Source organism: Roseobacter sp. FCG-D35 (genome assembly GCF_033436665.1).
Taxonomy (GTDB): Bacteria; Pseudomonadota; Alphaproteobacteria; order Rhodobacterales; family Rhodobacteraceae; genus JAWQFO01.
Genome location: NZ_JAWQFO010000001.1, coordinates 434,617 through 450,472 on the forward strand (window position 1 = coordinate 434,617; position 15,856 = coordinate 450,472).

Annotated in this window: 12 protein-coding genes and 2 tRNA genes; 4 read left to right on the forward strand and 10 right to left on the reverse strand. The window is 65.5% G+C overall.

The window, feature by feature from the left end:
• Positions 1-79 precede the first annotated feature (79 nt).
• Positions 80-1,372, forward strand: a complete 1,293-nt coding sequence (gene serS / locus R5H30_RS01895; RefSeq protein ID WP_318326291.1) for a serine--tRNA ligase — start codon at positions 80-82, stop codon at positions 1,370-1,372.
• Here the strand turns inward: serS and R5H30_RS01900 are convergent.
• The 5 genes from R5H30_RS01900 to R5H30_RS01920 all read right to left on the reverse strand — a co-directional run bounded on the left by R5H30_RS01900 (position 1,369) and on the right by R5H30_RS01920 (position 6,634).
• Positions 1,369-2,313 carry an NAD(P)-dependent oxidoreductase gene (locus R5H30_RS01900; RefSeq protein WP_318326292.1) on the reverse strand — a complete coding sequence of 315 codons (945 nt, stop codon included), beginning with the start codon at positions 2,311-2,313 and terminating at the stop codon, positions 1,369-1,371. The genes serS and R5H30_RS01900 overlap by 4 nt on opposite strands.
• Before the next feature lie 81 nt (positions 2,314-2,394).
• Positions 2,395-3,603: a beta-ketoacyl-[acyl-carrier-protein] synthase family protein gene (locus tag R5H30_RS01905; RefSeq protein WP_318326293.1), complete on the reverse strand. Its 1,209-nt coding sequence runs from the start codon at positions 3,601-3,603 to the stop codon at positions 2,395-2,397.
• A 6-nt stretch (positions 3,604-3,609) separates the two neighbouring features.
• Positions 3,610-3,867 carry an acyl carrier protein gene (locus R5H30_RS01910; RefSeq protein ID WP_318326765.1) on the reverse strand — a complete coding sequence of 86 codons (258 nt, stop codon included), beginning with the start codon at positions 3,865-3,867 and terminating at the stop codon, positions 3,610-3,612.
• A 45-nt stretch (positions 3,868-3,912) separates the two neighbouring features.
• Positions 3,913-5,004 (reverse strand): UDP-3-O-(3-hydroxymyristoyl)glucosamine N-acyltransferase, encoded by a 1,092-nt coding sequence (gene lpxD / locus R5H30_RS01915; protein WP_318326294.1) that lies wholly within the window; start codon positions 5,002-5,004, stop codon positions 3,913-3,915.
• Positions 5,005-5,029: 25 nt separating this feature from the next.
• Positions 5,030-6,634 (reverse strand): L,D-transpeptidase family protein, encoded by a 1,605-nt coding sequence (locus tag R5H30_RS01920; protein WP_412105091.1) that lies wholly within the window; start codon positions 6,632-6,634, stop codon positions 5,030-5,032.
• A gap of 327 nt (positions 6,635-6,961) precedes the next feature.
• Here R5H30_RS01920 and mepK point away from each other — a divergent pair, with 327 nt between their 5' ends.
• From mepK to R5H30_RS01935, 3 genes are all read left to right on the forward strand, one after another.
• A complete protein-coding gene (gene mepK / locus R5H30_RS01925; RefSeq protein ID WP_318326295.1) occupies positions 6,962-7,531 on the forward strand; it encodes a peptidoglycan L,D-endopeptidase MepK in 570 nt (189 codons plus the stop codon).
• Between the two features lie 431 nt (positions 7,532-7,962).
• On the forward strand, positions 7,963-8,718 hold the full coding sequence (locus tag R5H30_RS01930) for a DeoR/GlpR family DNA-binding transcription regulator (RefSeq protein ID WP_318326296.1): 756 nt from the start codon (positions 7,963-7,965) through the stop codon (positions 8,716-8,718).
• A complete protein-coding gene (locus tag R5H30_RS01935) occupies positions 8,711-9,844 on the forward strand; it encodes an MFS transporter (RefSeq protein ID WP_318326297.1) in 1,134 nt (377 codons plus the stop codon). Before R5H30_RS01930 ends, R5H30_RS01935 begins: the two co-directional genes overlap by 8 nt.
• A 28-nt stretch (positions 9,845-9,872) precedes the next feature.
• Here the strand turns inward: R5H30_RS01935 and R5H30_RS01940 are convergent.
• From R5H30_RS01940 to lon, 5 genes are all read right to left on the reverse strand, one after another.
• A tRNA-Val gene (locus tag R5H30_RS01940) sits at positions 9,873-9,948 on the reverse strand.
• 35 nt (positions 9,949-9,983) lie between these two features.
• A complete protein-coding gene (locus tag R5H30_RS01945) occupies positions 9,984-10,568 on the reverse strand; it encodes a histidine phosphatase family protein (protein ID WP_318326298.1) in 585 nt (194 codons plus the stop codon).
• On the reverse strand, positions 10,565-12,901 hold the full coding sequence (locus R5H30_RS01950) for a mechanosensitive ion channel domain-containing protein (protein ID WP_318326767.1): 2,337 nt from the start codon (positions 12,899-12,901) through the stop codon (positions 10,565-10,567). Before R5H30_RS01950 ends, R5H30_RS01945 begins: the two co-directional genes overlap by 4 nt.
• Before the next feature lie 230 nt (positions 12,902-13,131).
• Positions 13,132-13,206: transfer RNA gene (locus R5H30_RS01955), tRNA-Val, on the reverse strand.
• Positions 13,207-13,353: 147 nt separating this feature from the next.
• Positions 13,354-15,765, reverse strand: a complete 2,412-nt coding sequence (gene lon, locus R5H30_RS01960; protein WP_318326299.1) for an endopeptidase La — start codon at positions 15,763-15,765, stop codon at positions 13,354-13,356.
• Positions 15,766-15,856 lie beyond the last annotated feature (91 nt).

The window sequence follows — 15,856 nt, forward strand, 5'->3', positions numbered from 1 at the left end:
CTGCGACACGATCCCGGTTACGGTCCGCCGCCAGATCGGTCATAAGGGCGCCGGAACGACTCAGACCGGGACCAGAGCAATGCACGACATCCGCGCGATCCGCGAAAACCCTGACGCCTTCGATGCCGCCCTCGCGCGGCGCGGGGATGCGCCGGTGTCGTCCGAGATCCTGGCGCTCGACGAAGCCCGCCGCGCCCGGATCACCGAGGCCGAACAGGCCAGGGCCGACCAGAACCGCGCCTCGAAGGAGGTCGGCGCCGCCAAGGCCAAGGGCGACGAGGCCGAATTCGAGCGACTGCGCGCGCTGGTGGCCGAGAAGAAAGCCGCCGTGGCGGCGCTCCAGGCCGAGGCGGGCGCGTTCGATGCGAAGCTAACGGACATGCTGGCACGTATCGCCAACCTCCCGGCCGAGGACGTGCCCGAGGGGGCCGACGAAGAAGACAACGTCGAGGTAAATCGCTGGGGCACGCCTGCCGAGTTCGACTTCACGCCGAAGGAACATTACGAAATCGCCGGTGTCGCCGCGTCGATGGATTTCGAGACCGCCGCCAAGACCTCCGGCGCGCGCTTCGTGATGCTGAAAGGTGCTGTGGCACGCATTCACCGGGCGCTGGCGCAGTTCATGCTCGACACCCACACTGGCGAGAACGGGCTGACCGAGATCAACGCACCCGTGCTCGTGCGCGACGAGGCGATGTACGGCACCGACAAGCTGCCGAAGTTCGGCGACGACAGCTACCAGACCACCAACGGCTGGTGGCTGGTGCCCACCTCGGAAGTGACGCTGACCTACTCGGTCGCGGGCGACGTGCTGGAGGCCGATGACCTGCCGGTCCGGTTGACGGCGCATACGCTGTGTTTCCGGTCCGAGGCGGGATCGGCGGGCCGCGACACCGCCGGCATGCTGCGCCAGCACCAGTTCGAGAAGGTCGAGATGGTCTCGATCACCCATCCCGACACCTCTGACGACGAACAGAAACGTATGCTGCGCTGCGCCGAGGACATCCTCGAACGGCTCGGCATCCCCTACCGCACGGTGATCCTTTGCACCGGCGACATGGGGTTCGGGGCGCGGCGCACCTTCGACATCGAGGCGTGGCTGCCTGGCCAGAACGCCTATCGCGAGATCTCGTCGGTCTCGACCACGGGCGACTTCCAGGCGCGGCGCATGAACGCCCGGTTCAAGCCCGCCGATGGCGGCAAGCCGCAATTCGTACACACGCTGAACGGCTCCGGGCTCGCCGTCGGGCGCGCCCTGATCGCGGTGCTGGAAAACGGCCAGCGCGAAGACGGCTCGGTTGTCCTGCCCGAGGCGCTGGCGCCTTATCTTGGCGGCAAGACCACGCTCGGCGCGGACGGGACGTTGTCCTAGCGCGCCGGCACCACCTCGTAGCCCGGTTCCTCGGGTTCGTCGTCGATCAGTTCATCAGGAAAACCGGGCGCGGTCACGCTGAGCCCGGTCGCCTCTTCCAGCCGCTCGATGATCCGGTCCGATTGTGCCCGTTCGCCATAACGGCGCTGCCCGTCCGCGATGATCTCGATCAGCAAGGGTGAGATTTCCAGCGGCACGCCGGCATCGTCGGCGAGTTTCTGAAAAAGGCCGATGTCCTTTTGTACGAGGTCCATGGTGAAATTCACGTCGCGGGCGCCCGACAGGATCAGCTTGCTTTCCGTCTCATGCACGAAGGACGTGCCAGAAGATATTGAAATCGCTTCGAAAGCGGTCCCCAGATCCACGCCAGAGGCTTTCATGACGGTCAGCGCCTCGCAGAGTGTCAGCAGGTTGGCCGTGGCAAGGTAGTTGGTCATCACCTTCAGCACCGAAGCCGATCCCAGCGGCCCGGTGTGCAGCACGCGCCGGCCCATCACCGTGAGCAGCGGCAGGATGCGCTCGAAGGTGTCGCGCTCGCACCCGGCGTAGATCGAGATGTTGCCGGTGTCCGCGCGGTGGCATCCGCCCGAGACCGGGCAGTCGACCGCGGCACCCCCGGCCGCGAGGACTTCTTGCCCGATGCGTCGCACCTCGTCGGCGTCGGTCGTGGACATCTCCATCCAGATCTTGCCCGGCCCGACCTCGGGCATCATCTCGCCCAGCACCGCGGCAGAGGCGGCGGGCGACGGCAGGCAGGTGATGACCGCGTCGCAGGCCGCCATCATCGCGGGGGGCTTACCGCCGTCGTGCGCACCCGCGGCGACCTTCGCCGCGACCAGCGCCGGGTCGAGATCGTGTACACGCACCTCCAGCCCGTTGCGGATCAGCGAGCCGCAAAGCTTGCCACCCACGTTGCCGAGCCCGATGAAACCGATCTTCATGTCAGCCGCTCCCCGCTTGCCTGTCTTGTAAGCGTCGGGGGTGGCCGGCGACGGGTCGCGCCTGTTTGCGACGCCGCGCGCTCAGACCTTCCGAAGCGCCAGGACCGCGTTCATGCCGCCGAAGGCAAAGGCGTTGGAGAGCGCCACCGTGACCTTTGCCTCGCGCGCCTCGTTGGGCACCACGTCGAGCGCGCACTCGGGGTCCGGTTCCTCGTAGCCGATCGTGGGCGCGATCACGCCCTCGCGCAGCGCCATGATGCAGGCCAGAAGCTCGACCGCCCCGGTGCCGCCGATCAGATGCCCGTGCATCGACTTGGTTGATGAGATCATCAGCCGGTCGGCGTGCGGCCCGAAAACATCGGCCACCGCGGCGCACTCGGTCTTGTCGTTGGCGGCCGTGCCGGTGCCGTGAGCGTTGATGTAGCCGACCTCGTCCCGGTCGATCTGCGCGTCCGCAAGTGCGCCTGCCATCGCCCGTGCAGCGCCGTTTTTGGATGGCATCACGATATCGGCGGCGTCCGAGGACATCGCGAAGCCCGCGACCTCGCAGAGAATGTCCGCGCCGCGTTTGCGCGCGTGTTCGTATTCCTCGAAGACGAAGATGCCCGCGCCCTCGCCCTGCACCATGCCGTTTCGGTTGGCCGAGAACGGTCGGCAGGCGTCCCGCGACATCACCCGAAGGCCTTCCCACGCCTTGACCCCGCCGAAGCAGAGCATCGACTCAGACCCGCCGGTCACCATCGTGGGCGCCATGCCCGAGCGGACCATGGCAAAGGCCTGCGCCATCGCGTGGTTGGACGAGGCGCATGCGGTCGAGACCGTAAAGGACGGGCCCTTGAGGTTGTGCTCCATCGACACGTGGCTGGCGGCAGCATTGTTCATCAGCTTCGGCACCACGAAGGGATGGACCCGGTTCTTGCCTTCCTCGTAGACCGCCCGGTAATTGTCGTCCCAGGTGCTGACGCCGCCGCCGGCAGTGCCCAGCACCACGCCCGACCGCGCCGAAAGCTCGCCGTGAAACTCCAGCCCCGACTGGCCGATCGCCTCCTGTGCCGCGGCCAGCGTGAATTGGGTGAACCTGTCGTAAAGCGAGATCTGCTGGCGATTGTAGCGCCCCTCGGCCTCGAAGCCGCGCACCTGCCCGCCGATCTGGATCTGCAGGCGTTCCACGTCGCGCATCGCCAACGCGCCGATGCCGCAGACGCCGTTCTTCATCGCCCGGAGCGTATCGGGAACGCTGTGGCCGAGCGCGTTGATGGTTCCCGCCCCGGTAATGACGACACGTTTCATGTAGCGTCAGCTCTGCTCGGCCTTCAGCCTTTCCACGCCGGCCACGATAGTGGCGACCGAAGAAATGTCGAAATCGCTTTCGGCAGGCGCGTTGGCGTTGAACGGCACCGAGATGTCGAACGCCTCCTCGATGGCGAAGATGCTCTCGACGATCCCGAGGCTGTCGATGCCAAGCTCTTCGAGCGTGGTCTCCATCGTCACGTCGGAGGGCTCGAGCACCGCCTGTTCGGCGATGATCTCGATGACGCGATCGCGAACGGAAATGTCTGCGACACTCATGGGGCTCTCCTGCGTTCCTTGGCGGTCGATCTAGTCATTGGACCCGGGTTTGAAAACCGCTTTCCGCAGTTCGGTGACATCCTGCAGCATCTTCGGCAACCGGCGCAGCGCCTTGTAGATCTCGAAATGCGTGTCCATCTTCGTTGCCGGATAACCCATCATCACGCGGCCGGCCGGGACGTTCGACACCACCTTCGATCCGCCGCCGGTGATCACCCGGTCGCCCACGAAGATGTTGTCGTTGATGCCGGTCATGCCGCCCAGCACGACGTTATTGCCAATGCGTGACGATCCCGCGACACCGGCCTGACCGCAGATCAGGCAGTCGTTCCCGACGATCACGTTGTGTCCGATCATCACGATGTTGTCGAGCTTGGTGCCGTTGCCGATCCGGGTGTCGCGAATCGTGCCATTGTCCACCGCCGAGTTCGCGCCGATCTCGACATCGTCGCCGATGCTGACAGCTCCGAGCGAATGGATGCGCGTCCAAGGCTGCGCGGCATTCTCCTGCTGGTCACCCAGCGTGTCGCGCGCCGCCTCGACACCCGAGGCTTCGGCCGTGACGAAGGAAAACCCGTCGCCGCCGATCCGGGCACCGGGATTGGCGATGAACCGCGCGCCGATGGTCGCGCGCGCGCCGATGCTGACCTGTTCGCGCAGAAACGCATCCTCGCCCAGGGTCGCGTTCCATCCGATGAAACACTGCGGTCCGATGACCGAGCGCGCGCCGATCCGGGCGCCGGCAGCGATCACCGTGAAAGCGCCGACGCTGACGTCTTCCCCGAGGTCCGCCTCCGGATCGATGACGGCCGTGGGATGGATGCCGGGGGCGAAACCCTGTCCGGGATCGAGCCGGCGCGACAGAGCGGCGAGCGCAAAGCGCGGGCGTTTCGGGATGATCGCCGCTTCGAGCCCAAGCGCCTGCCAGTCGGCCCCGGGCCAGAGCATCGCCGCGCGCGCCCGGCCTTGCCCCAGCGCCTCGGCGTACTTGGCGTCCGAGGCCATGGCGAGTTCGTCCGGGGCGGCCGATTGCGGCTCGGCCACGGCGCGGATGACGATGCTGCCGTCGCCGTGACAATCGGCGCCGATCCCGGCTGCGATCTCGCTGACGCTGTGGCTCATGTCACCCCCGATCTTCGGGGTGGATTTAACCCTGAACGCCGCGCAGCGCCACCCCCGCCTTCGACAGCGCTTCCCAGATCGCCGCGTCGCGCCCGTAGATGTCGCGCCGGAACTGCGTCTGGCCGCGTACCGTGGTGAAGGCGGTGCGATAGATCAGGTGAACGGGCAGCGGCTTTTCGAGGCTCACGCGCTGTTCGTTGCCCGTGCTCAGGCGTGCGTTGAAGTACCCTTCGGGATCGACCTCCTGCACTGAAAGCAGCGCATGTGCGAAATCCTGCGGATCGGCCAGCCGGATGCACCCGTGGCTGAAGGCGCGCACCTCGCGGTTGAACAGATCCTTCGACGGCGTGTCATGCAGGTAGATGTTGTAAGGGTTGGGGAACATGAACTTGACGAGCCCCAAGGCGTTGCGCTGCCCCGGCGGCTGGCGCATCGCGAAGGGGAAGTTGCGCGCGCTGTACTGGGCGAAATTCACCGCGTTGCGATTGACCACACGGCCGCGCCGGTCGGTCACGTAGATGTGGCCGACCGCGTGACGGTTGGCGCGCAGCTTGGGCAGATATTCCTTGGTCACGATCGAGCGTGGCACGTACCAGCTGGGGTTGATGACCATGAACTCCATGCTGTCGGAGAACTCGGGCGACTGGCGGTCGGGCTTTTCCGAGCCGATCACGGCGCGGGTGGAAAACACCTCGCGTTCGTTCTCGATGATCTTGGCGGTGAAATCGGTCAGGTTGACCAGGACATGCCGCGCGCCGCGGTCGCGGTTCAGCCAGCGCTCACGCTCCATCGCGACGATCACCGACTGCAGGCGCGCGGCCATGCCGACGTTGATCTCGGCCATCGTGTCGGCGCCGGCGACGCCGTCGGGTTCCAGCCCGTGGTCGCGCTGGAAGACCTCCACCGCTTCCCGCATCGCGGCGTCGTATCTGCTGCCGAGACTGCGCGGCAGGTATCCCATCGCTTCGAGCCGGTTGCGCAGTTCGATGACGCCGGGACCGCTGTCACCGGGTTCGAGCTTTCCAGCGGTGACCACCGGACCCCAGCCGCCGCGTTCCAGCTGGCGCTCCATCCCGAGCTTGGCCCGCATCAGGGCGACATATTCCGGGCTTGTCGGCACCAGCGCGCGAAACGCATCCCGGGCCGGCAGCCGCGCGACGTCCGCCAGGATCTCGGACCGCTCGCGGTAGGGCACCTCGCGCTTGACGGCCGAGACCACCCGAGAAGGCACAAGGACCCCGGTCTGCAGATCGCGTGCATAGGCAAGAAAGACCCGCGTCAGCTCGATCTCCAGCAGTCCGAGATCGCGCGGACTGCGCGCTGCCGCGATCCGGGCGGTCAGACCATCGACGTCGTACCGCGCGGCCGGAAGCCCGTGGTGATCGGCCGTGCTCAGCGCGCGCAGCAGCATCGCGCGCCGGTCGCGGTCGTCCTCCTCATCGGTCCAAAGCGCCGCATAATTGTTGTCGCGGTAAAAGGCTGCGACATCCGCATCGCGCACAGCCGCCTCGGCGACGGCCTGCTTGAAGGCGGTGACCTGCGCATGAACCGGCGCAGGGCGCACGACGAGCGATGCTGCAAGACAGACCACGGCGCAGGACACGAGCAAATTTCGACAACTGAAGTTCATGTTTTTCCTGTCAAATTTACGATGTCACGATTTTCTCTCGAGTTAGGCCCGCCACGCCATTCAAGTCCATTCACATTTGCGATGCCGTTAACTGCGGCCGAACTTCTGATGCAAAGGCGCATCTTTCGGGCGAAATGCCCCCGCCGAAAGCCGCCTGTCAGATGCAAAAATGCGCAATAATTTGCCTAAAATTGTTCCGAAACCAGCCCGCCATAATTCAGGGGTTGGTTAACGAATCATCGTATGTAATATCGGCGTTGCATCTGGGGACAAGATGACACTCCCGTGTAACATCACGGGCCGAGCAGGCTACGGGACGGACAGAAAATGAAATTCGACAGCTCTACGGGCATCAGTCGCCGTGCGATTCTTGGTGCCTTCGCGGCGACGGCGCTGGTCGCTGCCCCCAACTACTCCAAGGCAGCCGGTTTTCTGCGCGGCGGCGGTGACATCCGCCGGATCCGCATGTACTCGGGCCGAACCGGCGAACGCATCGACATGATCTACTGGATCGAGGGGCGGTACGTTCCCGACGCGGTCAAGGAGATCAACGCCTTCATGCGCGACTGGCGCAACAACAAGGTCCACAGCATCGACAACCGGACCATCGACATCATGGCGGCGGCCCACAACCTCATGGACGTGAACGAGCCCTACATGCTTCTGTCGGGTTACCGCAGCCCGGAGACCAACGCGATGCTCCGTCGTCGCAGCGGCGGCGTTGCGCGCAACTCGCTTCACCTGAAAGGCCAGGCAGCCGACCTGCGCCTGTCCTCGCGGTCGGTCAACCAGATGGCGCGGGCGGCGCAAGCTTGCCGGGCGGGCGGTGTCGGTAAATATCACGGCTCCAACTTCGTCCACATGGACTGCGGTGCAGTGCGCAGTTGGGGTGGCTGAGCACGCCGCGCGCGCCTTCGGAACCGTCGAAACCATCGAAACTCTTTTGTCACTACCCGGCTTTCTGCCGGGCTTCAGTCGTTCAACCCCTGCATCGATCTTAGAGTTCCCTTGATCTGAAAGTTTTTGTCGCGCCGCGCGGCTTTTGGACCGACGGACCGCGAATTGATCCTGAAACCTGGGTATCGCCTATCAGGAAACCGATGCGACTCGCGCTGCTTTGTGCTATCATCGATTGCAGAAGCCAGTCTGTCGCGCCTCCCTAACAGAGATGCTTTCGATGCAGAGCGCGCAAGTGAGATGCTTCTTGAAACCGCCGCCAAAGTGCGGCGGTTTTCATGTCGGATACCGCTGACCCTTCCGCATCATACCCCTTGCCTTCCGTGTATGCAGTGATATGCGTTGATCTGCGACTTTCTGCGGAGTTCTGCATGACACTGAATGCACCCGGCGGCCGGCAGCGCCACCTTGCGCGGCGCCTGCACGATGGCGACGACCTCTCGATTGCCGAGATCGCGGAGGAGTTCGGTGTTTCGCTCGACACCGCGCGGCGCGACCTCATCGCGCTCGAGGCGGCCGGCGTTGCACGGCGCGTACATGGCGGAGCGGTTCCGCGAAGGTCGCCGGACCGACCGATGCCTGAGAAGATCCGCGACGACCCGGGCACCCTGGCTCCGCTCGCCCGTGCTGCCGCCACCCATCTCGAACAGGCCGACACAATTCTCGTCGATGGCGGGCTGACCGCGTTGAGCGTCGCGCGCATGATCCCGGCCCGTCCCGGCCGGATGATCGCCACACCCTCGCCCTGGGTAGCCATCGCCAGCCTCGAAGCCGGTCATCCCACCCATCTTCTCGGCGGGCAACTCAATGCGTCGGGCGGCATCGCGACCGGCGCCGATTGCAGCGCCCAGCTTGCCGCCTTCGCAGCCGATGTCGCGGTACTCGGTGCCTGCGGCATCGACACGGAGTTCGGTCTCAGTTCGGACGATCTCGCCGAAGCCGCGACCAAGCGCGCGATGGCGGAATGCGCGGCACAGGTAATGGTCGTGACGTCGGCCGCGAAACTCGGCGCACGCGCGCGGTTCCGAACGCTTGCACTGTCCGAAATCGACCTGCTCGTCACCGATGCGACCCCCGAGATCACCGCCCGCTTCGAGAGCGCCGGACTGGAGGTTCACCATGCATAAGCTGCGCTCGCCCTGGGCCGCGGTCAGCGCCGCGTTCTTCTTCAACGGCGCACTTTTCGGCGTCTGGGCCTCGCGCATTCCCGCCTTCGTCGCGCGGCTCGAGCTCGAGCCGGACACGCTGGGTCTGCTCCTGCTGATGCTCGCGGGCGGTGCCATTGCCTCTTTCCCCTTCGCGGGCACCCTCACCGACCGGCTCGGTGCATGGCGCCTGACGCGCTGGCTCGCGGCATGGTATGCGCTGACCCTCGTCCTGCTGGCCTTCGCTCCGTCGGTCTGGGTGCTGGCGTTGCTGCTGTTTCTCTTCGGCATCGGCCACGGCGGCATGGACGTCGCCATGAACGCCTGGGCAGCCGAGGTCGAACGCGCGCTCGCGCGGCCCGTGATGTCGACGTTCCACGCCATGTTCAGCCTCGGGGCTGGGATCGGCGCGTTGAGCGGTTACCTCGCGGCGCTCGGTGACATGAGCGTCGCCATGCATTTCACGCTCGCTTCGGTGGGGCTGGCCGTCGTGACCGCGTGGATGACCGCACGCCCCTGGGCCGGGCGCGCCACGCCCCACTCCGGAGCCGTCTTTGCCCTGCCCCGGAAATCGCTCCTGATCGTCGGGCTCGTCGCCTTCGCCACCTGCGTCGGCGAGGGCGCGATGGCGGACTGGAGCGCGGTCTACCTCGACACCGTGCTCGAAACTACCAAGGCGCAGGCCGCCCTGGGATACGCGGTGTTCTCGGTGGCGATGGTCGCTGTCCGTCTTTCAGGCAGCTTTCTGATCGCTGCCATCGGTCCCGTCCTCGCCGCGCGCCTCTCCGGGGCTTGCGCGCTCGTCGGCGCTCTGGTCGTCGTGGCTGCTAGCGGTCTTGCCGTCGCGCTCGTCGGTTTCGCGCTGCTCGGCGTCGGCTATGCGGTCATCATGCCGCTCGCCTTCTCGCGCGCGGCCGCCGATCCCGAGGTTCCGCCCGGACAGGCAATTGCTAGCGTGGCGACGCTGAGCTATGGAGGCATGCTGCTCGGACCGCCGATGATCGGGTTCCTCGCGCATCTCACCGACCTTCCGACCGCCTTCCTGATGCTGTCTGCGCTGGCGCTGGTCACGATCGTCTTCGGCTCGGTGCTGAGCCTGCGCAACTGAAGGATGAACGGAAATCCGGTAAGGGGGATGGTGGGTCGTGAGAGGCTCGAACTCCCGACATCTTCGGTGTAAACGAAGCGCTCTACCAACTGAGCTAACGACCCGTGCAGCGGGTCTTAGCGCGAACCGGGCGCGGGCTTCAAGCCCCTATCGCAAGGCGTTCCTGGTGCCCGTTTTCGAGCCGGTAGACCACGCCCTGCCCGCCCGTCATCGTATCTATGTCCGAGATGCTGCGGCCTACCACGATCAGGCGCAACATGCGGCTGGTGACGCCGTGTGTGACAAGGATCGCGGGCCCGTCGAGCGCATCGAGAAAGCGCGTGCAGCGGTCATGCAGCGCCACGAAGCCCTCGCCGCCGGGAGCACGGTCGTAGTGCATCAGCGAGCCGTCGCTGTCGCCCAATGTCATGCCGCGGGCCTCGAGTTCGTCGAGGCCCGTGCCGGCCCAGTCGCCGACCCCGATCTCGCGCAGCCGCCCGTCGGTTCGGATCTCGGGCACGAGCCCGATCAGCGCCAGCGCCGCGGTCTGGAACGCCCGGCCCTGCGGGCTGCAGATCGCGCGGTAGCCGACGAGGTCGCATGCCGCAAGGATATCACGCTGTTGCAGCGCCTCGGCACGCCCGCGCTCGGTCAGCGGCGAGTCGAGATGCCCCTGCAGGCGCCGCGCCGCGTTCCACTCGGTCTGGCCGTGCCGCAGCACGTAGAGCGGCGGATAGAGGCTCACCGGTCGTCTCCGGGGCTTTCCGGCGCGTCGTAGTCGCGCGGTTTCACCTCCTCGGATGGAGCGGTTTGGTTAGCGTCCTGCGGCTTACGCGCAAAGTCGCCTTCCGCAGCCGCGATCCGCAGTGCCTGGCTGCTGCCGTCCTTCGCCTCGCCCAGCCAGATCGTGCGTTGCGGGAAGGGTATCTCGATGCCGCGTTCGTCGAAGACCTGTTTCAGCACCGCGTTGTAGGCGCGCCCGACCCCCCATTGCTTGCCCGGTATGGTCTTGATCCGCGCCCGCAGTACCACGGCGTTGTCGCCGAAGCTGTTGAGCCCGAACCATTCCAGCTCGTCGACGATGTCGCGGGCAATCTCGGGATCCTCGCGCAGCTTCGCAAAGGCCGCGTGCATCGCCTCTTTGGCCTCGTCCACGTCCTCGCGGTAGGCGATGCCCATGTCGCAGACGAAATAGCTGAACTCCTTCATGAAGTTCGACACCAGATCGACCGAGGAGAACGGCACGATGTGATAGACCCCATGCACGTCGCGCAGTGACACCGAGCGGATCGACAGGCGTTCGACCACGCCTGTCGTGCCGCTGGCGGTGACCACGTCGCCCACGTTGATCGCGTTCTCGAACTGGATGAAGACGCCGTTGATGATGTCCTGCACCAGTTTCTGCGATCCGAAGCCGATGGCAAGGCCCAGAACGCCGGCCGAAGCCAAGAGCGGCCCGATGTCGAGGCCGATCTCGCTGAGCACGAACATCAGGGTCAGGACCATCAGCGCGATCGTCGCGGCATTGCGCAACAGGGTAAGCAGCGTGGTTTCGCGCGCTGTCGGCACCGTGCCGTACTCGGGGTTGAGCTTGTAATCGACGAAGGAGGTCAGGGCCAGCCAGAGCGCGAAGGCGACCAGCAGGATCGCCGCGACCGTCATCAGCGTCGTGGTCACGCTCAGTCCCGCACCGCCCTTGAGCCAGGCGCCGATGTCCAGCACCCCGATCGTCGCAAGCGCGAAGACGACCACGAGAAAGGCCAGAACCAGCCTTAGCACGGCAAAGACCCGTGGCATCACCCGGTTGAGCCGGTCCTCGAGCAGCGGCAGCTTGTCGGTCATGTCGCCTGGCAGCGAAACACCCCGCGCGACGGCGCGCGCCAGCCAGCCCGACAGCAGGGCCGCGAAGACCACGGCGACGAGGATCTTCCCCGAGGCGATGAGGGCGGCGAAAGTCCGGTCGTCGGATTGCGTCATCACTACCACGAACATGCCGGCGAGATAGGCCAGCGCCGCCCAGTGCCAGTAGCGGCTGATCGCCGCCAGCGTGCGGGTGACCGGACCCGGCGACGGCGCTGGTCGGTCGTCCAGCGCCTCCTGCGCCTCGACGCTTTCCTCCTCGGCGGCGGCATGCAGCGCCCGCTCGGGATCGGCCGCCGCCTCGAGCCAGCGCGCCACCTCGCGGCGCCGGCGCAGGACCACGTAGACGAGATAGACCAGTACGATCACCGACAGGATGGCCGAAACCGCGGCGCCTGCCGCCGGGCTTGCCGAGCGGTTCACGATCGGCACGACCAGCAGGTGCCCGTAGCCGAGGATGCTGACCACGACGCTGGAATAGCGCGTCAGCGCCCCGGCGGCGCGGTCGCTGACCGGAACGATGCGAAACTCCGACACCGCGGGCGAGAGCACCGCACGCAACGCGACCTTGAGCAGTTCGACGAAGAGGAAGGCGTTGAGATAAAGCGCCTGGCGGAACCCGATCTGACCCGGCACGCCAAGCACGAAGAGCGCCACCACGTACCCCAGCGCCCAAGCCAACAGTACGATCAGCACGTCGACAAGCACCGACCCGGCATAAAGGCCGACGCGATGCACGACATTGGTCCCGGCCGCCCGGACGCCCAGGGACCGGTAGAAGCCGCCCGCGAACCAGCGCAACAGAACGAACAGCGCCACGGTGGAGAGGATGATCAGGCCAAGGCCCGGCAGCGCCTCGACCAGAATGTTCAGGCTTTCGGGATCGAGCCCGTCGAAGACCGAGCGCCCGTCGGTGACGCTGTCACGCAGGCTGATCAGGGCGGCCGCGGTATCCTCGACGGCGGTCTGGGTCGCGGTCGCGATGCGGCTGCCGAACGACAGGATATCGGGTCCCGCGGCGGGTTCCTCGTCGGATCCGGCATCGGCGGTGGCCTGTTCGAGTTCGGCGATCAGCGTATCGCGCGCTTCCGGGTCCTTGAGCACCTTGAGCAGCGCATCGAGCGGCGCGCCCTGCTCTGCCGTGTCCCCGTCCTGCGACGCCGCCTCGGACAATCCGGCCTGCGCGACGGCCGAGCCGGGAAGCGCGAGGCAGGCCATGATCACCAGTAATGCCGCGCCAAACGCAACCAATCCCCTTGCCCCAAGCCGCATCATCACTCGCCTCGCATCCCCTGCCCGCAAGGCGGGCGTCTCTCACGTCGTTTTCGGGGTTATGAAGGCTCTGCAGTCGAATGAAAAGCCGTGCGGCCAACGCGGGAAACGCGACGAGTCATGCGGGTTTCCGGAAGGATCGCCATCCCGGCTCGCGACTACCGCACAGGAGGGAATGGTGGGTGATAAGAGATTTGAACTCCTGACATCTTCGATGTGAACGAAGCGCTCTACCACTGAGCTAATCACCCATGCGGCGGGGATTTAGCCAAAGCCGGCGCGTCGTGCAAGAGGCGCAGGCCAAAAACTTGCGGGCACCGTCTTCCAGGGTCGGATCGCGTAAACAAAAAACCCCGCGCCTTGCGGCGCGGGGTCGTAATCCTGGACCGTGCTTCGGATCAGTGCGCCGTGGCGCCGTCGCCCGATCCGCCCTTGGCCGCCAGAGCAGCCGCCGCCGCGGCATCCTCGGCCTCCTGGTCCCATTCGATCGGTTCGGGCGTGCGCACCAGCGCATGCTCGAGCACCTCGGAGACGTGGCTCACCGGAATGATCTCGAGCCCGCTTTTTACGTTGTCGGGGATCTCCGGCAGGTCCTTCTCGTTTTCCTGCGGAATCAGCACCGTCTTGATGCCGCCGCGCAGGGCCGCCAGCAGTTTCTCCTTCAATCCGCCGATGGCCGAGGCATTGCCGCGCAGCGTCACCTCGCCCGTCATCGCGATGTCCTTGCGGACCGGAATCTGGGTCAGCACCGACACGATGGCAGTGACCATCGCGAGACCGGCCGAGGGCCCGTCCTTGGGCGTCGCGCCGTCCGGCACGTGAACGTGGATGTCCAGCGTGTCGAACTTCGGCGGCTTGACCCCGATCTTCGGCGAAATCGAGCGCACGTAGCTCGACGCCGCGTCGATCGATTCCTTCATCACGTCGCCCAGCTTGCCGGTAGTCTTCATCCGGCCCTTGCCCGGCAGGCGCAGCGCCTCGATGCTCAGAAGCTCACCGCCGACCGAAGTGTAGGCCAGCCCGGTCACGACACCGATCTGGTCTTCTTTCTCGGCAAGGCCGTAGCGGTGCTTGGGCACTCCGAGGAAATCGTCGAGATTGTCCTCAGTGACGTTCACCACCTCGGCCTCTTTCTTGACGATCTTCGTCAGCGCCTTGCGCGCCACCTTGGCGATCTCGCGCTCGAGGTTCCGCACGCCCGCCTCGCGGGTGTAGACCCGCACCATCGCGGTCAGCGCGGTATCATCGACCGAGAACTCCTTGGCCTTCAGCCCGTGGTTCTTGATCTGCTTGGGCACCAGATGCTGCTTGGCGATCTCGCGCTTTTCGTCCTCGGTGTAGCCCGCAAGCGGAATGATCTCCATCCGGTCGAGCAACGGCCCCGGCATGTTGTAGCTGTTCGACGTGGTCAGGAACATCACGTTCGAAAGGTCGTATTCCACTTCGAGATAGTGGTCGACGAACGTGTTGTTCTGCTCCGGGTCGAGCACCTCGAGCATGGCCGAGGCCGGGTCTCCACGGAAATCCTGACCCATCTTGTCGATCTCGTCGAGCAGGATGAGCGGGTTCGTGGTCTTTGCCTTCTTCAGCGCCTGGATGATCTTGCCGGGCATCGAGCCGATGTAGGTCCTGCGGTGACCGCGGATTTCGGATTCGTCGCGCACGCCACCAAGGCTGATGCGGATGAACTCGCGTCCCGTGGCCTTGGCGACAGACTTGCCGAGCGAGGTCTTGCCCACGCCCGGGGGGCCGACGAGGCACATGATCGGCCCCTTCAGCTTGGCCGAGCGCTGCTGCACCGCGAGATACTCCACGATGCGCTCCTTGACCTTCTCGAGGCCATAGTGATCGTCGTCGAGCACCTTCTGTGCCCGGCCGAGATCCTTCTTGACCCGGCTTTTGACGCCCCACGGGATCGACAGCATCCAGTCGAGGTAGTTGCGCACCACTGTCGCCTCGGCGCTCATCGGGCTCATCGACTTGAGCTTCTTGAGCTCCGCTTCGGCTTTCTCGCGCGCTTCCTTCGACAGCTTGGTCTCGGCAATCTTGGCCTCGAGCTCGGCGACCTCGTTGCGGCCATCCTCGCCATCTCCCAGCTCCTGCTGGATCGCCTTCATCTGTTCGTTGAGGTAGTACTCGCGCTGCGTCCGCTCCATCTGGCTTTTGACGCGGGTCTTGATCTTCTTCTCGACCTTGAGCACGGACATCTCGCCCTGCATCAGGCCGTAGACCTTCTCGAGCCGCTCGCTGACGATCAGGGTTTCCAGCAGGTCCTGCTTTTGCTGAACATCGATGCCGAGGTGACCCGCCACCAGATCGGCCAGCCGCGCGGGTTCGGTGGTTTCACCGACGGCGGCCAGCGCTTCCTCGGGGATGTTCTTCTTGACTTTGGAATAGCGTTCGAACTCGTCGGCAACGGTACGCTGCAGCGCCTCGGTCGCAGCAAGGTCGCCCGGCATCTCGGTCAGGTACTCGGCCCGCGCCTCGAAGAAGCTGTCGTTGTCGAGATACTCGGTGATGCGCACGCGCGCCTGACCCTCGACCAGCACCTTGACCGTGCCGTCGGGCAGCTTCAGCAGTTGCAACACGTTGGCCAGCACGCCGGCCTTGTAGATGCCGCTGGAATCCGGGTCGTCCACGCTGGGATCGATCTGGCTGGCGAGCAGAATCTGCTTGTCGTCGGCCATGACCTCTTCGAGCGCCCGAACCGACTTGTCCCGGCCGACGAACAGCGGGACGATCATGTGCGGAAACACCACGATGTCGCGCAGCGGCAGAACCGGGTAGGAAGGGTTGAGCTGTCTGGTCATTCTGTTTCCTTTGTTAGCAAGAGAGCTCCAGCCCCGGTTTTCGGCAGCTCCGGCTCTCTCCGTCTCGGCCTCATAACGTGGGCCCTCGACA